Source organism: Pontibacterium sp. (genome assembly GCF_964228735.1).
Taxonomy (GTDB): domain Bacteria; phylum Pseudomonadota; class Gammaproteobacteria; order Pseudomonadales; family Balneatricaceae; genus Pontibacterium.
Genome location: NZ_CAXRBQ010000039.1, coordinates 1 through 25,815 on the forward strand (window position 1 = coordinate 1; position 25,815 = coordinate 25,815).

A 25,815-nucleotide genomic window follows, 5' to 3' on the forward strand; every position below is an offset into this window, starting at 1 on the left:
GTGAGCGAGCCTTACTTTATATTGCAGCAGAGGGTTTTGGATAGGCTTCTCTTGGCGGTATTGCGAGAAATAGACGTTATTAGTTAAGAGAGCAGGGTGCAATAGCGTAGCGTATTGCACCAAAAGCCACATTTAGCTGAAAGGTGCGTACAACACACCCTACGGATGGCGCTAGTCATTCACTCTTTTCAGAGCATCTCGGTAAACATCGCCACGCTCTCGTTTACCTACCGCGATCACCGTAACTATGACCACATCATCTTCAATTTTGTAGATAAGCCGGTAACCGGATTGGCGTAGCTTGATCTTATACAGGTTATTGCCACCAGACAGTTTAGAGGCGGGAACATGCGGGTTATTAAGCCGTGCGGAGGGCTTCTTTTTGAGCTGTGCTTTTAATGGCGCACCCAATTTATTCCATTCTTTGAGCGCGCTTTTCTCGAACTGAAGGTTATAGGTCATCGAGAGATACTGGCACGCTTTCTTCGTTTTCACGTTCTTTAGCGATGGCCAGTAGCTCCAGATCATCAAGCTTGTCCATCAGCTTTTCATAGGCTTCAGCGGGTACGCAATAAAATGCCGGGGCGTTGTGACTCAGCACCGCAACCGGCTCTCCTTCTGCGCTTTTTACCACTTTCATAGGGTTGGCCTTCAGTTCCGTGATGCTTGCTGCAACGTCGGCCAGGATTCGTGTGGTCATAATTTAGGTCTTAATTAAGGTCTAATAATTGGTCATTTTAGTTGTGTGTTTTCTGTTCAGCAAGTGTTGGAGGAGCATACAGTTGGGATGATCGTAGGGTGCAATAGCAACGCGTATTGCACCGCCAGATAGGCGACGTACTGTGTTTCATTGTTCAAGTCGGGAGTGTGGAACTCATTTTATCAATACTTCCCTTGTTGCCGTTGCATGACTTATGATCGGCGCCAACTGGAACTGCTTGCTGGCGCTACATTTGAGTTCAGATTGGGGCTGGCGCTGACTCTCGATTGAAGCCTATGTTGCTAATAAGCACATAAGACCAGAGCGACGTATCCGTCAGATCACATTGATAGAACGTAGGGTGCAATAGCGAAGCGTATTGCACCGGAAGGTATGGCTTGGCTGGTGCGTTACAACGCACCCTGCGGATGGACCTAATCATCCATTAATCGGCAGGGTGTTCTTGTAATAGGTTTTTATTTGAGGGCATCTCGGAGAGATGGATGCACTGTCGGTTTTCGGTGCTGGTGAGATTTGTATGAAGAAGTTTATAGAGCGTAACTTTAATTTAGTTCTTTTTCTTTCACTGATTGTGGGGATGACCGTCCCCGGTATTGAACACGTGCCCAACTTCGTTGTGTCTGTTCTGCTGGGGATTATCGTGTTCTTCCTCTGTTCTAAAATTTCGCTGTCTGAAATTAAAGCGATCTCTGTGAAAGAGGTTTCAGCCTTTTATCTAGCCCGCTTTATTGCGCTTCCCGTTGGGATGTTTTACCTGGCTAATCTGGTGGTGCCTCAATATGCAGTGGGTATATTGCTTCTGGCGCTCATGCCAGCCGGAATAAGTACGCCGGTGTTTGTGAGTACACAGAAGGGCAATGTATCGCTTGCGTTCCTGCTTATGCTGGCATCCAGCTTGTTAGCACCGGTTGTGGTGCCGATGGTGTTTGCGCTAAGTCATTCTGATACCGAGATTGAACTGTTAGGGATCTTCTATACCCTGACATCTGTCATCCTGGTGCCGTTTGCCGCTTACTTCGCTCTCACCTCCGTTCGGCCGCAGGTTAAACCCTTTATCGAACGCAATAACGCCTTTGTGTCGGTGGTATTTTTGGGCATTATTATTGCCGTTGTTATATCCAAACAACGAGAAGAATTTCTCTCAAGCTACAACGCCTTTGCTGTCGTTGTCGCGATACTGAGTTTGATGTTCTTGCTCTTTTACGTGTTTGGTTGGCTGTTTACAGGTCGACAGGGTAAGCGCGCAGATAAAGTCTGTTATTCCTTCAGTTCTGGCGCTAACAACACAGCGGTAGGAATCAATCTGGCTTTGGTCTATTTCTCGGCAGATACCATCTTCTTCATGGTATTGAGTGAGCTGACCTGGGTGTTGGCAATTCCGGCGTTCAACTTCGTCCTGCGGCGATTTCAATCGGTTGCCTATTCCGAAGCTTAACTAAGTTGGATTGTGCTTTATCTTTCCGGAAAGAAGGTGCGTTACGCTTTGCTAACGCACCCTACGGATATGTTTAGCGGGAGGTATTGTTCACGGGTTTTGCAGCCGAAGAACGACGACGTCTTCTCCGTTTCGGTGCTTCGGTATTACCAGCTGGCGCAGCTTTCTTCCCGCCACGAGATCCTAGCTTCTGACCCTCACCGGATGTCGCTGGTTTTTTCACGTGCTTCTTGTTTTTGCCTGTTGGCTTATGCCCGCGAGCTGTTTCACCTGAGCGCTGCCCATCACTGTGTTCAACGCGTGGTGGACGGCGTTTTTTCTGTTTATTAACTCGCTTCTTCCCTGTATCCAGACGTGACTCGGGCAGGACATGCACCGGATCAAATCCGGGGATGATTTCACGGGTTAGTAGCTTGCCGATCAGCTTTTCGATATCCGTTAGCTGTTTGTGTTCGTCGGCGCTGACCAGAGAAACTGCTTGCCCTGTTGCTCCCGCACGGCCGGTACGCCCGATACGGTGTACGTAGTCAGCCGGGACGTTGGGCAGGTCAAAGTTCACCACCTGTGGCAGCTGATCGATATCGAGACCGCGGGCGGCGATATCGGTAGCCACTAGTACCTGCAGTTTTCCGTTTTTGAACTCGTTCAGTGCTCGGGTACGCGCGCCCTGGCTTTTGTTGCCGTGGATCGCTGATGCGCTGATCTCTTTGCTTTCAAGCTGACGGGTCAGGCGGTTGGCGCCGTGTTTCGTACGGGTAAATACCAGCACCTGCGTCCACTTGTGCTCGGTAATCAGTTGGGTGAGCAGGGCGGATTTCTTTTTCTTATCTACCGGGCAGATCCACTGCTTCACGGTTTTCGCCGTGGTGTTGCGTGGAGTCACGGAGATCTCGACCGGATCTCGTACCAAACCTTTTGCCAGCGTGCGGATCTCGTCAGAGAAGGTTGCTGAGAACAGTAGGTTCTGCCGGTCTTTCGGCAGTACGGCCAGAATTTTGCGGATGTCGTGGACGAAACCCATATCGAGCATACGGTCGGCTTCGTCGAGTACCAGCACTTCCAGTTGGTTAAACTTCACCGCTTTCTGGTTGTAGAGATCCAGCAGACGCCCCGGTGTTGCGATCAACACATCCGCGCCACGGCGCAGTGCCTGCATTTGTGGATTGATCTTCACGCCGCCATATACCACGGTGGAGCGCAACGGCAGGTGCTTACCGTAGGTCGCAACGCTGTCGCCAACCTGAGCGGCGAGTTCGCGGGTAGGTGTCAGGACCAGTGCGCGCGCCTGATGGGCAGTGGCGCGTTGGCCACCAGATAAACGTTCCAGCAGCGGCAGGGTGAAGCCTGCGGTTTTACCGGTGCCGGTTTGCGCGGCAGCCATCACGTCCCGGCCTTCGATTACGGCAGGTATCGCCTGGGCCTGGATTGGAGATGGCGTGTCATATCCCTGATCCGCAACGGCATCAAGAATAGCGGGAGAGAGGCCGAGATCGGCAAATGTCATAGGTTGTTCTCAAATGTAGAAAGGGCTCAGCGTTACCGTACCGGCGCTATGAGTCCTGAAAAATACTGGGTGAATATGTGAAGGCTGGATCTGTAAAAGGCCAAGCCGCGTATTGTGCACTATTTATGATGCCTCTGCTCTAACTGCTTTACCTTGATTGTTGTTTAAGGTGGATTTCGGCGTATCGGTACCAAATTCTTCAAGCGCCGCTCATCCATTTCCGATATGCTTTGCGTTTTTCCAACGTAACGAATTGCTATGACCACTCCAGACCTCGAAACCATCCAGAAATACAACGCCGAGCAGCTCTACAGCCATTTTGTAAGTGAAGCTGCGACCCACAAGCAGATCTGGATTCTGACCGATGAGTACGGCAGTGTGATGCTGAACACTGACGACGAAGACTGTGTACCGGTATGGCCGTCTAAAGAGCTGGCGGAAGCTTGGGCAACCGGTGAGTGGTCGGATTGTAAGGCCGAAGCGATCTCGCTTAAAAAATGGCACAGCCGTTGGACCGGTGGTCTGGAAGAGGACGGTTTTGCGGTGGTGATCTGTCCGATCGAAGAACAGGATGGATTGGTGGTTTATCCAGAAGAACTGGATAAAGCGCTGGAGAAGAAAGCGCGCAAACTCGCGGATAAATAAGCGCTAATTGCTGCTGTAGGTTGGGTGTCGCCTTTGGCTCGACCCAACTTACAACTAGGATTTCCTAACGGGAGACAGTGGAAGATCAGCCTTCTATCTGGCAGGCCATCATATCCTGTTCGATCTGTTCCCAATCTAACGCACGTGGGCTGATAATCTCGATACGGGTGTCGCGGCGGTAGGCGACCTTATCAAAATCGTGTTCGTCCTGAACTCGATTGAAGAACACCCATGCGCTACCAATACGGATCACGCCTTTAATGCGGTTGATCCCTTTCAGTCCATTAAGGATCTTCTCCAGCTCCCAGTAATCGAAGCAGTCATCTCGGTGAAAGATCCAGCCGCTGCTGAAGAAACCGCTACCGTTGCCGGTTTTGCGGATCGGTTTGCCGGGTTCTGGTTGGGCTTCGGGCTTTGCTTCGTGTTTATGCCCATGATCATGTTTGTAATCGTGATGATGGTGGTGGATAGCATTATGCGCGTTCGGGAACTGGGCGCTGAGCTGACCATTTCGCACCAGGTCCAGTAGAGCAGGATCGATCACACCCTGAGTGGTCCGGCCGACATGCTGCTTAGGCGGGAACATGTTGCCGAGACTGGTTTCGGCGATCTCTATCAGCGCCTCATCTGCCAGGTCGCATTTGTTAACCAGTACCACATCAGCCAGGTTGAGCTGGTCCTGAAAGGTTTCGTTTCCGATGACCTCTTCCTGTTCGAGCAAGCGTGGGTCTAGCAGGCAAATGGTTGCACGCAGGTCGAGCAGATCCTTGAAGGAGGGACCCATGAGGGTATCGATAATCCCCTCTGGGTGGCCAATACCCGTGGGCTCAATAATCAGACGGTCGGGCTGAGCACGCTCAATCAGCATCGTCAGTGTTGTTTTCAGGGAAGCGCCCATCGCACAACACATGCAGCCGCCCGCCAACTCCTTAACATGCAGGCCGTCCTGATCGGGCAGCATCTCCTGGTCGATCCCGACCTGACCAAACTCATTCACCAACACGGCCCAGGATTCACCCTCAGGTTTGTTAGCCAGCAATGCATTGATTGCCGTGGTTTTTCCGACGCCAAGGAATCCGGTGATGATGTTGGTCGGGATAGATTGGAGTTGCTCGTTCATAATGTCTCTTTGTTATTCTGTAACAGCCGCGGTCATCATCAGGGTTATACAACATCAGGTCAAACCTGAGTGTCGCTTTATGATCGGTAGAGTTCGCGAATAGTTTGCAGAATTTTGAAAGTGAGGGTTATCTGTATTCCGACATGCTTTTTGTTGTGCCAATGAAAGGAAAGCCATTGTGCGCCAAGGAAGCACAGTCTTTCGCATCGTCTAACAGAGAGGTAGGTTGGGTCGAGCGAAGCGACACCCAACGTATTTGGGCCCCTATGTGTTGGGTGTCGCCGATAGCTCGACCCACCTACAAGTGGATTCGCCTGTGGCGAGAATGCCAGATAGAACCTAATATCCCTATCAATACCGCGGTTCCACAAGCCCTGCTTGCCTGGTGCCTTCCGTCACGTTCACCCGAACCAACAAGAGTGCCCCGGCAATAAACAACACCAACACGGAAAGAATCGCCACCCGATGATCCCCGGTCACCAGCGCCGTCCAGCCAACCAGTAACGGCCCAATCACCGCCGCAAACTTACCCACCATGTTGTAAAAGCCAAAGAACTCAGCTGTCTGGTTTGCGGGAATCAGCCGCGTATAAAGCGACCGGCTTAATGCCTGCACGCCACCCTGTACCAATCCAATCACCCCAGCCAGCAGGTAGAACTGCCAGGCCTCATGCATCCAGTAACTGTAGATGGTGACGAGGATATAGATACCGATGGCGATCAGGATGCCGTGCTTGGCGCCAATCCGTTCACCGATCCGGCCAAAGGCAATGGCAGCGGGGAAACCGATAAACTGGGTGACTAAAAGGGCGCTGATCAGGTCGCTGAACTCCAAGCCGATCGCCAGCCCGTAGTCCGTGGCCATGCGTACGATGGTGTCTACGCCATCTATGTAGAGCCAATAACCCAGCAGAAACATAAAGGTATGGGGCAGCTTGGGGATCTGTTTGATGGTAGTCAGCAGTTGTCTGCCCGCGTCGCGGATACCTTCCGATGCATTTTTCCCGGATCCATCTGGCTCTTTCACAAACAGGATGAGGGGAATGCTGAATAACAGCCACCAGACTGCGGTTAGCACAAAAGCACACAACATCGCGTCGATACTCGTAGCGAAGCCAAAATCAGTGGGGTGCAGTACAATCCAGACGTTGGCAGCGAAAAGCAGTCCACCTCCGAGATAGCCCAATCCAAAACCCAGAGCAGAGATCCGGTCGACCTGCTGTTTAGGGGCAACGACACACAAAAGGGAATCGTAAAACAGGTTACCGCCAGAGAAGCCGATAATAGCGATAAGGTAAGCCAATGCCGCCAACTGCCACTGTCCTTGTGTGACCCCATAAAGTGCGCTGGATGCCACTATCCCCAAACACGCGGCGACCATAAGAAGGCCTTTGCGCTTGCCCAGTTGATCGGCAATGGCACCCAGTAGTGGTGAGAGCAATGCAACGATCAGACTCGCGACTGAGTTGGTCAGCCCGAGATAGTAGGTGCTTTCGGTGGCGGGTAGTTCTTGTGCCCAGTGCTGCTTGAAGACCAGCGGGAAGAAGCCGGTGATCACCACCATCGCAAATGCGCTGTTGGCCCAATCATAAAAGGCCCAGGACCAGATAGACCGTTTGTCTGGGGAGTGCGCCATCCTGAATACTCTCGCCTGACCAGAGGAGACTATCAGTAATAATGGCACGCAATTCAGCCTCTCGGGGCTCTTAATGCCTTTCAGTTAAATATGTTGTGGGATAACACGGTCAGCGGTGTTGTAGCCCAGCTCGATCATCTCTGCGGCACGGTGAAACTCCAGGGTGCTACAGATATTGCGTGAGATATCGATGGTCAGGTCAGGTGGATAAGCGGCCAGTTTCTGGCGCGCAATAGTCGTTTGCATCGCATCAAAGGCCTGGTGCGCGATGTCATATGCGTCCAAATCGAATGAGCGTCGGTTCGACACCGAATCGGTCAGATCGTTGATATAGCTACTGATACGCTGGTGAAGCGGCAGTGACTCCGGAGATACGTCGGGTTTCTTCTCCTTAGGTGTCTCAATCATCGGTTCACCCGAGAGATTTACGGCGATGGTGAGATCGGTCTGATCGCTGAAGGTTGGTGCGATAGGAACCGGATTGAGTACACCGCCATCAATAAGACGATCACCATTCATTTCGAATGGGGTGAATAACAGGGGTAGGGAGATAGAGGCGCGGATCGCATCGAATAGTGGTCCACGATCCAGCCAGACCTCTTTGTTGTTATCCAGGTTTGCAGCAACGGCAGTGAAGTGGATGGGCAGCTGCTCGATATTGATATCACCCACCAGTTCGGTGAGGGTTTCGATGATCTTGTCACCTTTGATCAGACCACTGTTATTCCAGGAGAGATCGAGCAGGTTGATGATATCCAAACGGCCAATAGCACGTACCCAGGCTTCGTACTCATCAAGTTTGCCCGCTGCATAAATACCGCCAATCAGCGCACCGATCGAACAGCCTGAAATGGACCGAATCTGATAACCGTGTTCTTCCAGCCAGTGGATGATACCGATATGGGCCAGGCCACGGGCGCCGCCACTGCCCAGCACCAGAGAAACTGTTTTTCCTTGTTGATTATTCATAAGGTTTTCCTTTCCTCCGGTGCGATTGAGTTAAATTACTGCTGTTTCTTCTCGTCTACCGGATAACACGCCACACCGGTAGAGTTGGTCTCACCCGCGACAAACACACAACGCATATTTGGGTTGTCCTTCGGCGTCCATTCGTACACACGCACGTTGTAGCCGTAGGTTTCCAGTTTGTAGGCTGCAGTTGGCTCAACGGATTCCCAGGTGCCGGTGGCGATCTGGTCGAACAGGCCTGCGTGTGCAGTGAAAGAGAGGGCGCCAAGCAGGGCACCGCAAAGCAGTTGCTTCTTCATGATGAAGGTCCTTAATGCGTTAAATCTTGCCGGTACTTTACCGGCTTCGATCTGCAACTGCCAATGCGCGGGGTCGATGGTTAGCCCACGGCCAGCCAGATACCCACACCTATCATCAGAGAGCCAGCGATGCGGTTCATCAGTTTCACGTTACCCCGATCCATCAGTAGATGGCGCAGCGCTTTACCGCCGCTGGCGTAGATCAGCAGGCACATAAACTCCAGCAGCAGGATCAGCGCCACCAATACGCTCAGCTGAGGCGCCAGGGGCTGGCTCTGATCAAGAAACGGAGGCAGCAGGGTGACAAAGAACGCCCAGCCTTTAGGGTTGGCGATGGCGGTGATAAAGCCGTTCAGTGCCAGTTGCATGTTGCCCTGAACCACCACTTCCGCACCCGGTTCAGGCATCACCAGTTTGCCTTTTGACTGCCACATCTGAATGCCCAGCCAGCCCAGATAGGCACCGCCACCCAGCTTCAGCACGATAAAGGCTTCCGGGAACTGCAGCATCAGGGCTGCGACACCCAGTGCAGCGGCGGAGGCTACAAGACCTACGCCGATCAGCTCACCCCACATCATATGCAGGCTGCGTCGCACGCCCACGGACATCCCCAGGCTGAGTGCCAGTGTCATACACATCCCCGGTGTGATGGATACGAAGAAAAACGTGGGGATAAACAGGGACAGCAGTGCGAGAGACATCCTTACCTCAGGTTTAGATCTTTAGCAAAAAGGCGAGTCTACTACAGAGATCAGGGGAGAATAAGGTGTAAATTTCCCAGATTCAGGACGGAATCAGATAGCTGTCTTTTATCGCGTGGAGGTGGCCCTAGACCAGTCCAGGTGTGCGGTGTGAGTTAGAAGAAGAGACAGGAAACGGTCTATCAGACCGCTTCCTCTGTTACTGTGTGCGGATGGTTTTTTCGTGCCTTTTTACGATTCTGCTTGTTCTGGTACATCGCCTGGTCTGCACCCTGAAGCAGGATTTCACCGTCCTGGCCGTCTTCATTACAGCAGGCCAAACCCACGCTGGTGGCGAGAGTAAATTCAATATCACCGTATTTTACTGCGTGACCGTTAACCTGCGTTTGTATGCGGTCCACATAGTGTTGTGCCTGTTCCCGGTTGGTATGCCCCAGCAATACCAGGAACTCGTCACCACCCAGTCGAATGGCGGTATCGGTTGGGCGCAGGTTTTTGCGGATCAGGTTCGCGAATTCGACCAGGGCAATATCACCTGCATCGTGGCCATAGACATCGTTGATCTGCTTAAAGCCATCCAGATCCATCATCGCCAGGGCAAATCCCTGGCCATGCCGCTGAAAGCGGCAGATCTCTTCGGCGAGGGTTTCCGCCAGCTTGTTGCGGTTATACAGACCGGTCAGAGTATCGGTGACGGAGAGGTGGGCGACCTCTCGATAGGCTTCCTTGAGTCGGCCATTCTTCTGGTTAAAGGCGGTTTCGATCTGCTGGATCTCGCGGATCTCACTCTGGATGTTCACGGTTTTATCCAGATCGTCATGGCTGGAGATGCGGTTGATCTGGTGCACCAGTCGCTCTACCGGTTCCTCGATTTGAGAGGCCATGAAACGCTTGAACAGCCAGTAACAGAAGGTGATCGCAAAGATCAGGCTGAGGAAGGTGGCCATCATGCTGCCAGAAAGGCTGACACGCACCGATGAAAACGGATAGGTCACACTCAGAATACCCGCGGTTGCCCCGGCGGTACCTTGTGTGTGACAGGCCAGGCACTCTTCACGCAGGTGAATGCGCTTGGTGTAGGTAACCCCGGTTTCCCAGTGATACTCAATCAGCGATTTGCCCTGTTGTGAGGTCAGGAACGCGCTTTGTTCAGGTGTGGGGGTATCGGTGGTGCGCCGGCCGAACTGATTTTCCAGCATCTCAGAACGGTGCAGTTCCAGCGTCATATCCTGTGCGCGGGCGTTCAGATCGGTGAAGATCTGGTCGATGCTGTGCTTGTCCCAGCCGGTCATCATCGAGCTGTAGAGCCGGTCAAACACAATACCGGTGAGGTACTCACCCTCTTTTTCTAACGCCTTTTGGGCGTAGAACAGATTGTGTAGCAGAAACAGGATAACCGTGACAGATGCGCACACCAGCAGGGCGCGGTGCATCACTTGCTTCAGCTTTTTGTGCAGCGGAATAGTTGTAATCATGTAATACCGGGTGCAACTAACTTCTGTGTAACCGGCGCTGAAGACCGCTCTGCTCACTACCGATACAGCTGGTGTGTCAGGCCGTTATTGAATGTGTATCTGGTCGATTGTCGCACAATATAAAGGGCCTTTAAAACAGAGATATAGAAATGTCTGGACCTAAGCAGATTCAGGTCGCATAATTCCTACCAAATTGGTTGGTTATTATTTTGAGTTGAGTATGTTTTCCAATCTCTTCGGTAAGAAACGGACAGCGGAGCAAACGATGACAGCACCGGAACAGGCCCAGGTAGAAACCGCACTTCAGCAGATTCAGGATCCCTACCTTAAACAGGATTTGGTGAGTGCTGGTGTCCTGAAAGAGGTTCGCAACGCGGGCGATAAGCGCGTTGTTGCGCTGGAATTTCCTTATCCGTGTGCCGGTACGCAGGATGATATTCGTGCTCAGGTAAAGGCCGCGCTGGGTGAAGGTACTGAGGTTGAGTTCAGCACCAACATCCTGCCACATGCCGGTCAGCATCAGCTGCCGAATATGGCTCAGGTAAAAAACATCGTGGCTGTTGCCTCTGGCAAGGGCGGGGTAGGTAAGTCCACCACCACCGTAAACCTGGCACTGGCGATGGCCGCCGAGGGTGCCAAAGTGGGCATCATGGATGCGGATATTTACGGCCCGAGCCAAGGCCTGATGTTGGGTGTGGAAGGTAAGCGCCCTGAGCCGGTGGGTGACAAGCACATGAAACCGGTGGTGTCCCACGGCATTCAGTCCATGTCGATGTCCTACCTGATCGACGAAAATACACCGATGGTATGGCGCGGCCCGATGGTTGCGGGCGCCCTGCAGCAGCTGATGACCCAAACCCTGTGGGAAGATCTGGACTACCTGTTTGTGGATATGCCACCGGGTACCGGTGATGTGCAGCTGACCCTGTCCCAGAAAGTGCCAGTCGCGGGGGCGGTTGTGGTGACTACGCCACAGGATATTGCGTTGCTGGATGCGAAGAAGGGCGTAGAGATGTTCCGCAAAGTGGATATCCCGGTGCTGGGTGTAGTGGAGAACATGAGCACCCACATCTGCAGCAACTGTGGCCATGCCGAGCACATCTTCGGTGAAGGCGGCGGTGAGCGCATCTCCGAGCAGTACGACACCGAACTACTGGGCAACCTGCCGTTGTCCCTGTCGATCCGTCAGCAGGTGGATGCGGGTAATCCAACTGTATTGTCTGATCCAGAAAGCGCAGAAGCTGAGTTGTACCGTGATATCGCCCGTAAGGTCGGTGCGATCCTGGCGGTACGTGGTAAAGCTGCGCCGGTATCCTTCCCGAATATCTCCGTAGAGGAAGACTGATCCGTAGATACCATCTCTCCATACTCACCTCAAGCTGTTGATTAGGCAGCTTGAGGTATGTATTTCACTTGCTGTTTCAAGACACCAAAGCAGATGTGCACGAGCTTGCGCATCGCCGCCCCTAGCGCAGACATTTTACTTTTTCCACGCGCCAGCATACGTTCGCGATGAGTTTTAACATCAGGATTCCATTGGCTCGCTACGATTGCCCCCATGTACAGCTTTGCACGAACAAGTGCAGGGCCTGCCTTGCTCATGCGAGGCGGTGCTTTGACACTGCTGCCGGATTCCCATGGGATGGGATTCAGGCCAAGATAGGCCGCACATTGCCGGGCATTATCGAAGTTTCGGCTACGTATCACCGCCATCATCACACGTGATAACACCGGTCCCACTCCCGGGATCGACTCTAAAAGTTTTCGGTCCTGTTTGAGTTTCGGGTGGCGATCAATGTGGTCATTGATCTGCTGCTCCAGGCGCCGTTTCCCTTGGTTCAATGCCGACAACATGAGTTGGATCGATTCGATGACCTGCGCAGACGCCTGACTGATTTCCGCTTTTTCGAGGCGGTTTTTTTCGCGCTGGATGTCTTTCTCTAATGCGTCCAAGCGGGCAAGCAGAGCACGTAATGTACGGATTTCCGGCGCTTCCGGTTGCCAGAGCCGAAGTGGATTCACCGCCCCAAAGCGGGCCAACATCATGCTGTCTTTCTTATCGGTTTTACTTCGTGTACCAAGACTCCTGGCGAAGTCGCGTACCCGTGCGGGATTTACGACATACACCTTTGCTCCGGCTTCGTACAGGTAATAGGCCAGTGCCTCATGATAAATCCCCGTCGCCTCCATGACGAAGCGGCAGTCAGACAGCTTTACGCCGGTATTTTTCAGCACCCAATTGATGAGCGCTTCGTATCCGTCAACCGTATTGGCTAACACTTTGGTTTTGACCTTGAGGGTTTGCAGGTCTTTTAGCCACAAGCAATCCAGTTTTGCTTTGCTGACATCAACACCAATCATTACATCCATTCTTGCCACTACCCTTGTACATACAGCGTCATCCCAGATTAGGTGCGCTTGGATACCATTCAGTGCAATAAGAAGCCAGCCAGGGGCCCGATCTACGTCTCAGTATCAGGTACTCAGGTTAGCCACTGGCTCACCTGACTGGGGAGCTCTGTCTAATCAAACAGAGCTGGAGGAGAGATACAAGGTTGGCCATCGTGTAAACGATGCCCAACACGTTGCATAACGTTGGGCATCACGATGTGATGGCCAACCTACGGGGTGATTTTTCGTAAAACTCACCGCTGGTCAAAAAATGTTCATGTAAAAGCCGCGATTTTGTCACGATTGATTGCGGCTTTTTTTATGGAAAAAAGGTAGAATACCGCCTCTTTTTTTGTATGCAGACTTTGTTAAACGGAACTCTACATGGGTATTAAATCAGATTCCTGGATTCGTAAGATGTCGCAGGAGCACGAAATGATCGCACCGTTCGAGCCTAATCAGGTTCGTCACACCGACGGCGGTCGTATCGTCTCTTATGGTACTTCCAGCTACGGCTACGACGTACGTTGTGCAGATGAGTTCAAGATCTTTACTAACATCAACTCCTCCGTTGTGGATCCAAAGGATTTCGACGAGAACAGCTTTGTTGATGTGAAGTCTGACGTCTGCATTATCCCGCCAAACTCTTTTGCGCTGGCGCGTACCGTCGAGTACTTCAAAATTCCACGTGATGTGTTGACTATCTGTCTGGGTAAGAGCACCTACGCCCGTTGCGGTATCATCGTAAACGTAACCCCTCTGGAGCCAGAGTGGGAAGGCCACGTAACACTGGAATTCTCTAACACCACGCCTCTGCCTGCGAAGATCTATGCCAACGAAGGTGTGGCACAGATGTTGTTCCTGGGCGCTGATGAAGTGTGCGAAACCTCTTATAAGGATCGCGACGGTAAATATCAGGGACAGACCGGCGTCGTTGTTCCTCGTACCTGATAACACTCCTGTAATTGAGATTAATGAAAGAAACGCGTAAAGACATCGCCTCATTCTGGGAGCAGCTGGAGAAGACTATCGACCAGCTGCTGGTTAGCCGTTCTGACGACCGCTTTGAAGCAGATTCTCTGCTGAAGAAGTACCGTGATCAGCTACAGAAGATTGACCGCAACCTGACTTTCCACTTCGAGCGTGACGACGAGTCTGAAGGCCCGGTGGAGATGATCTTTGGTTGTGACGGTTTCCCTGAGTCCATCGCTACGGTGCTGAGCCTGATTGGTGCTGCTCCGAATGTGAAGGGTATTAACTTTAAGGCGTTCAACCACCGCTACGACCCTGTGCCAACACACGTGCACGTGGGGGATGAGCTGTGTGAGATCAAAGATTTCTGGTTCAGCCTGCGTCAGGTAAACGGCCGTCTGCACCTGGAAATCTACATGGAAGATGTGCCGAAGGTGTTGGATATGGATCCACGCGTTGAAGCGGTGATGATCTTCCTGGACGCACTGATCGGTGAGTACGAGCTGATGACCCGCATCTGGGCGCTGGACTGGTTTGAGAAACCGGCCGCACCGGAAGACTTCGGTTTTGTGCCGCTGAAGCGCTTGCGTGAAGTCTTCGACGACATCAAAGTTGACTCTCGCCCGGTAGGTATCACGCTGCACTGATCGGTAGCGTGTAGTCGAATGAAGACGACGGCCAGTACATCCTTTGCTGGCCGTTTTCTTATCTACACGATCTGCAAACCGTCAGTTATCCGATGGGATAAAAACGGTGCCTTCCCCTTCCTGAACTTCGATGGTATCTGCGCTGCTGGCGTGGTGAAAAACGTACATCAAAACTCCCTCCTCGACGTTAAATGTGTGCCACATTAATTTAATCGGCCATACTCAAAGAAAGATTAGGGTCGGATTGCCACCTCTGTTAATCTAGAAGCCTTGATTTGAGGAGCGATGATGAGCGGTTTGCTGACACAGATTCTGGATGAAGTACGTATAGAGTATCTGGAGCGGATGCGGGAAAACGGGTTTACTCAGCCCTACCTGACGGCAGAGAAGCTCTGTCACGAGAAACTGTTTCTGGATTGCGATACCCTGGCAGAGATCGTTGATCAGGACCCAACCCTGTTGGCGGCGCGTGCCGGTAACCTGATCATGAACAAGCAGGAGCAGGAGAATCCCTCGGTGGGGGTGATCATCTGTAGCAATATCCTGGCTGCCGCACTGGAAGGTTTACTCTCGGTTGCAGTTGATCATGAATGGATTGAGGTGGACGAAAGCGACAACATCCTGGTGGATGAAGAGGAGCTGAGTCAGGACACCCAGTACCCGATTCTCGTGGACTTCAGTCAATCCGAAATCGCACGTCAGAACCTGACTAAACCCGGTATCAGTGAACTTAGCCAGCTGTTTGGTAGCGCCGAGGAAGCCTATCTGCAGGCGCTTAAGCAGTGCTCCAGTGATGCCTATCAGAAAGCGTTGCAGATCTCCTCTGACTACTCGGTATTTGCGCCGCAGGACATCGCGCCGCTGGTGATGGAAAATCCGTTGCTGCTGGGTCTGCGCCCGGATGACCTGATCGACGAAGACCTGTTTGAGGGTGACCCGCCGGCAGGCCTGATTATCAGCAGTCACCTGACCCGTATGCTGCTGGGTGAGCTTCTGGAATTGGGAGCAAAAGAGGGTGTGCTTGCTGTTGATAGTCACGGCAATGTGATCATCCCATCCGATCCGGATGAGAAAACGATTGTGCACTAAGCCGATCGAAATCGAATAAAAAGAACACCTCGCAGATGCGGGGTGTTTTTGTTTATGGCCTATGGTTTAAAGAACCAAAGCATAAAAGAGGTCACGGAATGCATCTGGTGATGTTTGATATCGACGGAACGTTGATTGAATCCTATGACATTGACGAGCAGTGCTTTCTCACGGCCATCGACGAAGTACTGGGGATTCAGATCGACTCGCGTTGGGAGCGTTATCCCCACGTGACCGACGCCGGCATCCTTGATGAGATTCTGAGCCAGCCAAGTTTCCGGCCTGATCGCGCTGTACTGGAAACGCAGATCAAAGCGAGTTTTATGCAAAATCTCACCCTGTATCTCGAGAGTAATAGCGTTGAGCCTATCGCTGGTGCAATCGAGTTTTTGGCACACCTGAAACAGCGAGAAGATGTGGTCTTGGCCATCGCCACAGGTGGCTGGTATGAGTCGGCAACGATAAAGCTCGAGGCTGCAGGGCTGGATGTGAGCGGTATTGCACTGGCGACCTCTTCCGACCATATCGCCCGGGTTGAGATTATGAAGATCGCGGAAGCGCGTGCAGCAGACCAGCCTTTGCTCTCGCGTACCTATTTTGGTGATGCCGCCTGGGATAAAACCGCGTCCCGGCAACTGGATTACAACTTTGTGCTGCTGGGGGACAGAGTGGAGCACCACCAGGCAATGCCGGATTATCTGGATATCGAGATCGCCACACGTTTCATCGGGCTAGAGGATTAACCGAATCGCAGCTATTTCCTTTGGTTTTCACCAATGATCAATATCGGTAACAGCGGCGAGTTTGCTGATCAGACGTTGATTCTGTTCCCGCAAGCTCATTTCGTAGTGCTGTGGGCTGCGTAGGCGGTTTTCGATCTCTTCGGCGATAGCGGTAGCAAGTTTGCTCAGCAGATCTGCCTTTGCTGTCGCGTAGCTGGATTCCGCCAAGCGACGGATATAGGAGCGAGTCGGTGCAAACTGGGTATAGACGCTTTGCCCTTCCATATCGCTGAAGCGGTAGTCCTTTAAGTCTATACCGGCTTTAAACGAGCGGAAGTTGAGATAGGTATCGTTGTCCATTGCCGGGGATTTATTGCTGAATCCCAGCTCAAAGTCATCCTTCTCGATTGTGTTTAGCTGGGCCATGTAGATGGATTCCCACTGACCGGTGACAAGCGTTGTCAGGGTGTCGGCAAACAGTTCGTGATAGGGTGCGATCACCCGGTATAAAGACGGCTGTGTTGTCCTCCCGCTATAAAGGGGAAACATCACGCTGAGTTTCTGGTCGATCTGGCGGGCATCTTTCAGCTTTGTCAGAAGCAGCCTGGAACCCTCAATGGCTTTCGCCAGATTGCTCTCCATCTGTGTGTAGCCTTTCGCCCTCAGTTTGAGCAGGTAACGACTGTCATCCTCAATCTCTCTCTGCAGTTCTCTGATCGTTGTATCCACATCGGCATCACGAATCCGTTTACGCAACTGGTAGTACTGGATTGCCGGTGAGCGCTCAAGCAGGAAGCTATCGAGCAGGGCGTGAGCGTATTCATGAAACAGCTCGACGGGTATGTACGCTTCATCGAGCAGCAACAACTTCAACGACAGGTCGTATTCCGGTGTGCCGTGCGTGCGCACAACCCTGACTGATTGTGGGATAGGCTGGAAATGATCACCTAAGAAGCGATTGACCTGATTAATCCTGGAGCGGATTCCTTGTTCCCAGATTGCGCCAGGGGAATTAAGTACCAGAATCTCCTGCGCGCAGACTGGCCCAGTGAACAGCAATAGCATTATTGATAACTGGCAAAATCGCTTGGCAAGATTCATAACGATTGAGATGAGCTAACCCAGTACGTGTCCAGGTTATAGTGTCCGTATGAACAGCTTAGCGCAATACAGCAGGATAAGGAGCGGTCATTAGGCTTGGATTGGTAGGCTGGGGCGAGCAATGCGACACCCAACATAATCCACTTTATCGACGTAAAAGTGTTGGGTGTCGCTACGCTCGACCCAACCTGCAAGATATAAAAATGGCTGGGTAACCAGCCATTTTTAGGACAGGAGCTAGGCTTCTGCTTTAACCATACGCCCTCGGAACATCACCGCATACAGGGCTGGTACAAAGGCCAGGGTAAGGATCGAACCCACAGCCAGGCCGGAGATCATCACTACACCCAAAGAGCGCCATAGCTCGCCACCGAATACCGCCAGCGGGATCAGGCCCAGGATAGTAGTCAGGGTGGTGATCAGGATCGGACGCAGGCGTTCGGCGCAGGCGTTGATGATCGCATCAAAGCCTTGGTCGCCCTGGTCGTAACCCAGCTCGATCCTGTCGATCAGCACGATCCCATTGTTGATGATAATGCCCGCCAGACTGAACACACCCAGCATGCCGTTAAAGTCGAACACGGTGCCGGTGGCCAGGAGACCCGCGCTCGCGCCGATCAGTACCAGTGGAATTGTCAGCATGATGATCGCCGGGCGACGGAACGAATTAAACTGCCATACCAATAGAACTACGATCAGTGCCAGGCAGTGTGGCATGTACTGGAAGAGCGCCGCGTTGGCTTCTTCGGAGCCTTTGATTTCGCCGCCCAGTTCGATCTCGTAACCCGCAGGCAGGTTGATTGCGTTCAGGGCGGTTTCCATCTTTGCGTGCAGCTCTTTCGCACTCATCGTCACATGCTTGCCAGAAACGATCATGGTGCGTTTCTGGTCCACATGCTTGATACGGCTGGGTTGTACCTCGCCGATAAAGTCAGCCACCTGAATTAACGGAACCGGAGTGGACTGGCTGGTGGAGTACAGCTCCAGCGTGCGCAAACGGTCCAGGTCATTGCGTTGCTGATCGCCACGCAGCAGGATCGGAATCGACTGGTCACCTTCGCGGTAGTTACTCACCTCAACACCCTTGTAATAGGCGTTCAGTGCGCGGGCGATCTCTTCGGAGGTTACACCTGCACGGCGGGCACGGGCCTGATCGACTTCAACACGCACCTTGATGGTCGGTGTTTCCCAGTCATTCTTGATGTTCTGGGCGCCTGGAATGGCACGGAAGGCCGCTTCGATCTGATTAGCAATGAGGTTCAGCTCGGTAATGCTCTCACCCTTGATGCGGTATTCCACCAAGCCTTTTTCTGTCGTGGAGAGCCACATCTTCTTAGCCGTACCATCGGCTTCCGGAAGTTGCTCTTTGATGAAACGGTTGGTGCGTGCCACAACCGGATCAACCGGTTTACCTTCTTCCAGGTTCACGATCAGGAATGCTTTACTTGGGTCAGGATCAACCGGCTGCAGCGCAAGGAAGAAGCGTGGGCCACCGCTGGAGATGTAGGATATGTTGCTTTCTACTTCCGGGTTCTGCCCCTCGTCACCCAGCCAGTTGGAGAGGCGACTGGTGACAGCCAGTGTTTCATCGGTGGTGCTGCCGGCAGGCAGGTTCAGGTAGATCAGGAACTGGTTGCGGTCTGAACCGGCCATCAACTGTTGATCGATGAACTTGAAGCCGTACAGAGCAACCACCAAGATGCCGACCATCAAGCCGATAAAGGCAAAGCGGAAGCGCAGAACTGCAGCCACAATGCCACGGTAGGCTTTTACAAATCCATTCTCTGATGGTTCCTGTTGCTCGTCGGTATTGGCTTTAGGGGCAGGGAGCAGCCAGTAACACAGGCATGGAATGGCAAAGATCGCCAGGAACCAGGAGGAGAGTAGGGTCGTGATGATTACCTGACTCAGCGAGCGCAGGTATTCGCCCATCACATCTTCCGCCAGCATCAGCGGCATAAAGGCGAGAATCGTCGTCAGAGAGGAGGTCAGCAGTGGCACCCCCAGAGAATCGGAGGCGTTTACAGCCGCATCCCGGCGGTCTTCACCCAACCCTAAACGGCGCTGAATGTCTTCGGCGATTACTATGCCATTATCGACCAGCAGGCCCAGTGAGATGATGATTGCCGCAATCGACATGCGCTGCAGCGGGATATCCAGTGCACCCATTGCCAGCAGTGACAGCAGGATTGCCAGAGGTACCAGCGAGCCCACAATCAGACCGGTGCGCAATCCCAGGAAGATCATTACTACGGCCAGTACAATGGCGATGGTCTGGTAGAGGTTGCTGGTGGCGCCGTCGATCGCTTTCTCCACCATTACTGGCTGGTAAGTGGCGAAGTGCAGTTCCACACCCAGCGGCACGGTCTGCTGCATCTTCTCAGTAAGCGTGTGTACCGCTTTATCAAACTCGAAGATATTGGCATTGGCGACCATGGATACTGCCAACACCACGGCGGGGCTGTTGTTGTAAAACGCCGGTTGATGGGCCGGTTCTACATAGCCACGGCGGATGTTCACCAGATCCTGCAGGTAGACAAACTCGGTATCGCTGGTGGCGATGGTGAGCAGCTTGATGTCTTCGATTGACTCGAAGTTACCGGACGGCTCGATGGTAATAGTCACACCGTCTGCATCGATATCACCGCCAGGCAGGATGATGTTCTGATTGCTCAGTGCCTGCGTAATCTGGGAAGGCGAGATTCGGTAGTGGCCGAGGCGAACCGGGTCCATCTCCAGCCAGATTCGCTCCTCCTGCAAGCCCAGAACATCTACACGGGCAACGGTTTTAAGTGCGCTGTATTCGTCCTGCAGGTCTTCCGAGATGGTGCGCATGTCGGCCATGTTGAAATCGTCACCCACAATCGCCACGGTGGCGGACGCGGTGCGGCCGAAGTCGTCGTTTACAAATGGGCCCTGCGCATCGCTCGGCAGGTCGCGTTTGATATCACTCATCTTATTGCGCAGATCCTGCCAGATCGGATCGAGATCGAAGTACTGATCGTCCACTTCAACGTTAATCACCGATTGGCCGGTGGTGGAGGTGCTGCGGATCTCCTTTACTTCGGGGATCTGTTTCAGAACCCGCTCGATCGGTTTGGTGATCAGGTTCTCCATCCGCTCGGGACTGAGGCCGGGCATGCGGGTGGTGACCGCTGCGGTGCGGATGGTGATCTCCGGATCTTCCTGGCTGGGGAAGTTGAGAAAGGATGAAATACCCGCGATGACAATGAATGCGATCAGCAGCATCGTCAGGCGGACGTTATCGATGGCAAAGGCGGTTAAGCGTCCCATGGTCTGATTCTCCCTGTCCGCTTACGGTTGCCAGAGCTGCACTTTCTGGCCATCCTGCAGGAAGGCGACACCTGCGATGATCACTTTCTCACCGGCGTTCAGGCCCTCCACCACTTCCAGTTTGTTGTGACGGATGTCGCGGGTTTTCACGAAACGGCGCTCAACCGTGGACGACTCCGGATTAAACACAAAGATCGGTACTGGATCGTTATCATCCCGGTTGGCCCGACCCTTGTCGCTGGTGGTGCTGCGGATATCAATCGCAGAGAGTGGGATCAGATATACCGGCGTATCGCTCTGGTTTTCACCAAACAGGAAGCTGACCTTGGCGGTCATACCCGGCAGCAGTTTATCGTTGGCCTGCAGCAGGTCGATGCGTACCGGGAAGGCGTTACCGGTGGCCACCTGGAAGCCGACTTCGCTCACCACTCCTTTCTGTTTGGTGTCGGGCAGGGTGGGGAACTCCACGTCTACTGGCTGACCGTAGCTGACTTCTCGGATCAGGGTTTCCGGCACCAGAACCCGCGCTTTCAGGCTGTTCTCGCCCTGAATCTCAAACAGCATCTGACCGGCACTGATCTCGGCAAAGGGCTCCACTTCGCGGCGAGAGATCTTGCCATCGAAGGGGGCTTTCAGCGTGGTACGGGTCATATTCAGTTCGGCATTACGTAGATCAGAACGTGCTACGTCTACTTCGGCACGGGCAGATTCCAGCGCAGCACGGGCCTGATCCACGACGGTGGCGCTGGTGAAGCCTTTTTTCAGCAGGCTGTTCTTGCGGTTGAAGTCTTCCTGTTTTTCGCTCAGGTTGGCGCGGGCGTTACGCAGCTTGGCCTGACGGGATGAAAGCGTCAGTTGATAGTCCTTGGTGGACAGTGTGGCGAGCACCTGGCCTTGGGTGACTCGATCACCGAGGTTGGCGAGCACCTGTTCGACCTGTCCCGATACCTGGAAGCTGAGTTCGGAGCGGTTACTGGATTCCAGTACACCGGAAATCTGACGGATACGGCTGCCGGAGGTGGCGCCGACCTCTTCAAATTTTACGCTGGGAATAACCGGTCGAGCGGTGACTTCCGGATCCTGGCAGCCGGAGAGAATGATGCCGGTTGCGATAAACAGAGAAGCTAACGTCAGTCGCATGGTAATGCCGTCCTGTCTGACAAATTACGTTCTATTCAGGTTAGCTCACAGTAAGGGGGAATTCTGATCGCCAACGCTGAATCTTGCTGAGTAAAAGCATAAAAAAAGGCAGCGACGGTGATCGCTACCTTTTCTTGTACGGCGTCCGTCAGGGATCAGACCTGATCAGCTCCGTGGTTGAGACAAACGCTTACTGCTGTGGGCTTTCCAGCCACTGATCCAGTGCGTTCAGGTCTTCGGGGCTGAGGCTGCCCACCTGCTGCTTAAAGCTGAACAGGTTGAAGACGTAGTCGAATCGAGCGTTGGCGTAATCACGCTGTGCGCTGTACAGCTGCTGCTCGGCGTTAAGTACGTCCACCACGTTACGGGTACCGACGTTGAAACCCTCTTCGGTGGCTTTCAGCGCGGTTTCGCTGGACTTGATGCTCTGCTTCCGTGCCTGTACAGACAGCACGTCGGTGCGTAGGTCACGCAGCAAACTGCGGGTAGACTGGGTCACCGCACGCAGGGTGTCTTCACGATCCTGCTGGGCGGCAATCATCTGTTGCTCGGTCTGGCGGCTGGCCGATACGGTGGCACCACCACTGTACAGTGGCAAGCTGAAGGTCAGGCCGATGGTGTTGGTGTCGTTGATGTTGTCGGCCGTTGCAGTACCGTTGTCGTAGTCGTAACTCGCATCCAGACTCAGTGTAGGCAAGTGGTTGGAGCGGGCCGCCTGGGCGGAACGACGGGCGGCTTCAACCGCCGCATCGGCGACACGCAGGCCAATGTTGCCGCGCCATGCTTTGTCCAACCACTGATCCGGGGTTTCCGGCGTCGGAGTCTGAACCGGGTAGTCTTCCTTCAGCAGGTCTGCTTTACCCACTTCCTGACCGGTCAGACGTTCCAGCGCTTCGTAGCTGTTTTCCAGATCACCTTCCGCTTCGATGCGGGCCACACGGGCGTTGTCGTAGGATGCCTGAGCTTCCTGTACGTCGGTGATCGCGATCAGGCCCACTTCAAACTGGGCGTTAACCTGATCCAGACGACGTTTGATCGCACGCTCCTGCGCCTGGGTGGTTTCCAGGTTGTTCTGCGCACGCAGCACGTTCAGGTAGGCTTCCACCACACGCAGAATCAGGTTTTGCTGCGCCTGTTCGAAGGTCAGGCGAGCCTGTTCGGACTGAGCTTCGCCCTGCTTGAAGTTGAACCAGGCGTTGGCATCAAACAGCGGCTGACTCAGGGAGACGGTGTAACCGTTATTGTGGAATTCAGTGGTGTCCGTTTCGGTCGAGGTGGTTTTGGCGGCCAGTCGAATGGTTGGCAGCAGGTTTGCGCGGGCCTGCGGAGCCGCTTCTGCACCGGCCAGGTAGGTCGCTTCAGCAGATTTCAGCTGCGGGTCGTTGGCCAGCGCCTGCTGATAGATATCAGCCAACGCGGCCGCATTGGTCTGCGTGCCCTGGAGCGCCAGAGCAAGCAGAGCGGATGCGGAGAGTAAGTGTGTTTTTTTCACGTGTGCTTCCTTATGCAACGTTACACTTCTTCGGGCTGAACTTCTTTGTAAGTTCGTTTACCCAGATAACTATAGACGGTTGGTATGACGAACAGGGTGAGCAGCGTACCAAAGGTCATACCACCCACAATCACCCAACCGATCTGCTGACGGGACTCAGCACCGGCGCCAAAAGCGATCGCCAGTGGTACAGCGCCCAGTACGGTTGCTGCGGTGGTCATCAGGATTGGGCGCAGGCGCAGGGCGGATGCTTCAATGATCGCCTCGCGCAGGTCGCGTCCCTGATCCTGCAGCTGGTTGGCAAACTCCACGATCAGAATACCGTGTTTGGTTACCAGGCCAACCAGTGTGATCAGACCGATCTGGCTGTATACGCTAAAGGAACCCCCGCTGTACTTCAAGGCAAGCAGTGCGCCGAAGATCGCCGGTGGTACTGACAGCATGATGATCAGCGGGTTCTTGAAGCTTTCGAACTGTGCCGCCAGCACCAGGAACACAAAGATGATCGCCAAACCAAAGGTCACCATCAGGGTGTTGCTGGACTGCTTGAACTCACGGGCAGGGCCGGTGAAGTCAAAGGTGGCGTCCGGTGCGATCTCTTTCAGGCTTTCTTCCAGATAGGTCAGCGCTTCACCCTGGGAGTAACCCGGCGCCAGCAGGGTCTGGAATTTCACCGCTTTCACCTTATCAAAGTGGTTCAGCTCACGCGGTGCCACGGTTTCCTGTACGTCGACCAGGTTGGATAGCTGTACCATGTCTCCCTGTGGCGTACGCACGTACAGTTCCGTCAGGTCGCTTGGATCACGACGTTCACTGTCGGCCACCTTCACGATCACTTCGTACTGTTCGCCGTTACGCTTGAAGCGGGTGACTTCACGGCCAGCCATGTAGCTTTCCAGGGTGCGGCCGACGGTAGACACATCGATACCGATCTCGGACAGCTTGTCACGCTTCACGTCCATCTGCAGTTCCGGCTTGTTCAGCTTCAGGTCGCTGTCCGGCTGCATCAGGCCTTTGTTGGCGAGGATCTTGCCCATAATCTGGTCGGCAATGTTCTTCAGGTCGTCGTAGCTGCCGTTGTACTTCACGACAAACTCAACCGGACGGGAGATAAAGCTCTGACCCAGAGATGGCAGGTCCAGCGCGAAGCTCATGATACCGGTGATGCCGCCGTACAGCTGTGGCGTCAGCTGTTGGGAGATCTCCTGCTGCTTGCGCTCACGATCTTCCCAGCGGTCCAGACCAACAAACGTCATGGCGTTGGTTTCCGCCGGGAAACCCACAATGGAGAAGTAACGGTCGGATTCCGGCACTTGGCTTACCACACCTTCAATCTGGCGGGAGTAGCGATCGATGTAATTCACCGATGCGCCGTCCGGTGCCATGGCGAAGACTAGGATATCACCACGGTCCTCGTACGGGGCCAGTTCCTGCGGCAGTTGCATGGAGTAGTAATAAGCACCCCCCATGCTCGCACCCATGATCACCAGCGCCAGCAGACGGGAACGCAGCAGTTTACTCAACAGGTCGCGGTAACCGTTGGTCAGGCCCACCAGCAAACCTTCGATCAGGTTGAAGGCAGCGCTGTGGCGTTTCTCATGCTTCAGCATGCGGGAGGACATCATCGGTGACAGACTCAGTGCCACAAAGGTGGATACCACCACAGCACCGGCCAGGGTCAGGGCGAATTCGGTAAACAGCTTGCCGGTGCGGCCTTCGGAGAACACCACCGGTACAAACACTGCTACCAATACGGCAGTCGTTGCCAGGACCGCAAAGCCGATCTCTTTCGCGCCTTTAAAGGCTGCCTGCACCGGGCTGAGGCCTTCCTCCACGTGACGGTAGATGTTCTCCAGCATTACGATTGCATCGTCCACCACCAGACCGATCGCCAGCACCAGCGCCAGCAGAGTCAGGGTGTTAATACTGAAGTCCATCAGGTACATCATCGCGAACGCACCGATCAGAGACAGTGGAATGGTGACCACCGGGATCAGCGTGGCACGCACGTTACGCAGGAAGAAGAACAGTACCAGGATTACCAGCACACCCGCCTGAGCCAGGGTCTGGTATACAGACTTGATCGACTCATCGATGAAGATGGAAGAGTCGTATGCCACTTCCACTTCCATGCCTTCCGGCAGGTTGGCGCTGATGGTTTCCAGCTTGGCGCGGATATCGCGGGATACGTCCAGCGGGTTGGCGGTGGACTGTTTAACAACACCCAGGGCAACGGCGCTCTCTCCTTTATAACGGGAGATCTGGCGGCTGTTTTCCGGGGCGATCTCGACACGTGCTACGTCCTTGATGCGAACCGGGTAACCGTCATCGTTGCGGATGATGATGTTCTTAAACTCTTCCACATCGTTCAGATCGGTTTTGGTCAGCAGGGTGAACTCACGCTCGCGGGATTCGATACGACCGGCAGGGACCTCCAGGTTCTGGCCTTCCAGCGCCGCTTCC

The 25,815-nt window shown here is 53.6% G+C and carries 22 protein-coding genes; 7 read left to right on the top strand and 15 right to left on the bottom strand.

Annotated elements, in window-relative coordinates; genetic code table 11:
* Positions 1-171 precede the first annotated feature (171 nt).
* Complete coding sequence (locus tag ACEQ15_RS03935; protein WP_370277749.1) at positions 172-462, bottom strand: type II toxin-antitoxin system RelE/ParE family toxin; 291 nt, start codon at positions 460-462, stop codon at positions 172-174.
* On the bottom strand, positions 452-700 hold the full coding sequence (locus ACEQ15_RS03940) for a type II toxin-antitoxin system prevent-host-death family antitoxin (RefSeq protein WP_370277750.1): 249 nt from the start codon (positions 698-700) through the stop codon (positions 452-454). The genes ACEQ15_RS03935 and ACEQ15_RS03940 overlap by 11 nt, the downstream gene beginning before the upstream one ends.
* Positions 701-1,199: 499 nt before the next feature.
* On the opposite strand from ACEQ15_RS03940, the gene ACEQ15_RS03945 reads away from it, so the two are divergent.
* Entirely contained in the window at positions 1,200-2,156 is a 957-nt protein-coding gene (locus tag ACEQ15_RS03945) for a bile acid:sodium symporter family protein (protein ID WP_370277751.1), read from the top strand.
* A gap of 73 nt (positions 2,157-2,229) precedes the next feature.
* Here the strand turns inward: ACEQ15_RS03945 and ACEQ15_RS03950 are convergent, their stop codons facing one another.
* A complete protein-coding gene (locus ACEQ15_RS03950; RefSeq protein ID WP_370277752.1) occupies positions 2,230-3,660 on the bottom strand; it encodes a DEAD/DEAH box helicase in 1,431 nt (476 codons plus the stop codon).
* 258 nt (positions 3,661-3,918) lie between these two features.
* On the opposite strand from ACEQ15_RS03950, the gene ACEQ15_RS03955 reads away from it, so the two are divergent.
* The gene (locus tag ACEQ15_RS03955) at positions 3,919-4,305 is read left to right on the top strand and encodes a DUF2750 domain-containing protein (RefSeq protein ID WP_370277753.1); all 387 of its coding nucleotides are present in this window, start codon (positions 3,919-3,921) and stop codon (positions 4,303-4,305) included.
* Positions 4,306-4,390: 85 nt separating this feature from the next.
* Here the strand turns inward: ACEQ15_RS03955 and ACEQ15_RS03960 are convergent, their stop codons facing one another.
* The 6 genes from ACEQ15_RS03960 to ACEQ15_RS03985 form a co-directional block, all read right to left on the bottom strand.
* Positions 4,391-5,425, bottom strand: a complete 1,035-nt coding sequence (locus tag ACEQ15_RS03960) for a GTP-binding protein (protein ID WP_370277754.1) — start codon at positions 5,423-5,425, stop codon at positions 4,391-4,393.
* Positions 5,426-5,776: 351 nt separating this feature from the next.
* Positions 5,777-7,060, bottom strand: coding sequence for an MFS transporter (locus ACEQ15_RS03965; protein WP_370277755.1), 1,284 nt, complete (start codon positions 7,058-7,060; stop codon positions 5,777-5,779).
* Between the two features lie 84 nt (positions 7,061-7,144).
* Positions 7,145-8,029, bottom strand: a complete 885-nt coding sequence (locus ACEQ15_RS03970; RefSeq protein WP_370277756.1) for a patatin-like phospholipase family protein — start codon at positions 8,027-8,029, stop codon at positions 7,145-7,147.
* Between the two features lie 35 nt (positions 8,030-8,064).
* Positions 8,065-8,328 carry a hypothetical protein gene (locus tag ACEQ15_RS03975; RefSeq protein WP_370277757.1) on the bottom strand — a complete coding sequence of 88 codons (264 nt, stop codon included), beginning with the start codon at positions 8,326-8,328 and terminating at the stop codon, positions 8,065-8,067.
* Positions 8,329-8,408: 80 nt separating this feature from the next.
* The gene (locus tag ACEQ15_RS03980; protein WP_370277758.1) at positions 8,409-9,029 is read right to left on the bottom strand and encodes a LysE family translocator; all 621 of its coding nucleotides are present in this window, start codon (positions 9,027-9,029) and stop codon (positions 8,409-8,411) included.
* A 182-nt stretch (positions 9,030-9,211) separates the two neighbouring features.
* A complete protein-coding gene (locus tag ACEQ15_RS03985) occupies positions 9,212-10,504 on the bottom strand; it encodes a GGDEF domain-containing protein (RefSeq protein WP_370277760.1) in 1,293 nt (430 codons plus the stop codon).
* A gap of 265 nt (positions 10,505-10,769) precedes the next feature.
* Here ACEQ15_RS03985 and apbC point away from each other — a divergent pair, with 265 nt between their 5' ends.
* A complete protein-coding gene (gene apbC / locus ACEQ15_RS03990; protein WP_370277761.1) occupies positions 10,770-11,849 on the top strand; it encodes an iron-sulfur cluster carrier protein ApbC in 1,080 nt (359 codons plus the stop codon).
* Positions 11,850-11,890: 41 nt separating this feature from the next.
* On the opposite strand, the gene ACEQ15_RS03995 is transcribed toward apbC, so the two are convergent.
* Positions 11,891-12,874: an IS110 family transposase gene (locus ACEQ15_RS03995; RefSeq protein WP_370277762.1), complete on the bottom strand. Its 984-nt coding sequence runs from the start codon at positions 12,872-12,874 to the stop codon at positions 11,891-11,893.
* 405 nt (positions 12,875-13,279) lie between these two features.
* On the opposite strand from ACEQ15_RS03995, the gene dcd reads away from it, so the two are divergent.
* The 4 genes from dcd (at position 13,280) to ACEQ15_RS04015 (ending at position 16,346) form a co-directional block, all read left to right on the top strand.
* Complete coding sequence (dcd, locus tag ACEQ15_RS04000; RefSeq protein ID WP_282354304.1) at positions 13,280-13,846, top strand: dCTP deaminase; 567 nt, start codon at positions 13,280-13,282, stop codon at positions 13,844-13,846.
* Between the two features lie 23 nt (positions 13,847-13,869).
* Positions 13,870-14,514: a hypothetical protein gene (locus tag ACEQ15_RS04005; protein ID WP_370277763.1), complete on the top strand. Its 645-nt coding sequence runs from the start codon at positions 13,870-13,872 to the stop codon at positions 14,512-14,514.
* 288 nt (positions 14,515-14,802) lie between these two features.
* Positions 14,803-15,603 carry a hypothetical protein gene (locus ACEQ15_RS04010; RefSeq protein WP_370277764.1) on the top strand — a complete coding sequence of 267 codons (801 nt, stop codon included), beginning with the start codon at positions 14,803-14,805 and terminating at the stop codon, positions 15,601-15,603.
* 98 nt (positions 15,604-15,701) lie between these two features.
* A complete protein-coding gene (locus ACEQ15_RS04015) occupies positions 15,702-16,346 on the top strand; it encodes an HAD family hydrolase (RefSeq protein WP_370277765.1) in 645 nt (214 codons plus the stop codon).
* A gap of 27 nt (positions 16,347-16,373) precedes the next feature.
* Here ACEQ15_RS04015 and ACEQ15_RS04020 read toward each other — a convergent pair whose 3' ends face one another.
* The 5 genes from ACEQ15_RS04020 to ACEQ15_RS04040 form a co-directional block, all read right to left on the bottom strand.
* The gene (locus tag ACEQ15_RS04020) at positions 16,374-17,234 is read right to left on the bottom strand and encodes a hypothetical protein (RefSeq protein WP_370277766.1); all 861 of its coding nucleotides are present in this window, start codon (positions 17,232-17,234) and stop codon (positions 16,374-16,376) included.
* A 429-nt stretch (positions 17,235-17,663) separates the two neighbouring features.
* Complete coding sequence (locus tag ACEQ15_RS04025; RefSeq protein ID WP_370277767.1) at positions 17,664-20,720, bottom strand: efflux RND transporter permease subunit; 3,057 nt, start codon at positions 20,718-20,720, stop codon at positions 17,664-17,666.
* Between the two features lie 21 nt (positions 20,721-20,741).
* A complete protein-coding gene (locus ACEQ15_RS04030; RefSeq protein WP_370277768.1) occupies positions 20,742-21,860 on the bottom strand; it encodes an efflux RND transporter periplasmic adaptor subunit in 1,119 nt (372 codons plus the stop codon).
* A 190-nt stretch (positions 21,861-22,050) separates the two neighbouring features.
* Positions 22,051-23,352, bottom strand: coding sequence for a TolC family outer membrane protein (locus ACEQ15_RS04035; protein WP_370277770.1), 1,302 nt, complete (start codon positions 23,350-23,352; stop codon positions 22,051-22,053).
* Between the two features lie 20 nt (positions 23,353-23,372).
* The coding region (locus ACEQ15_RS04040) for an efflux RND transporter permease subunit (RefSeq protein WP_370277771.1) at positions 23,373-25,815 on the bottom strand (2,443 nt) is incomplete at its 5' end.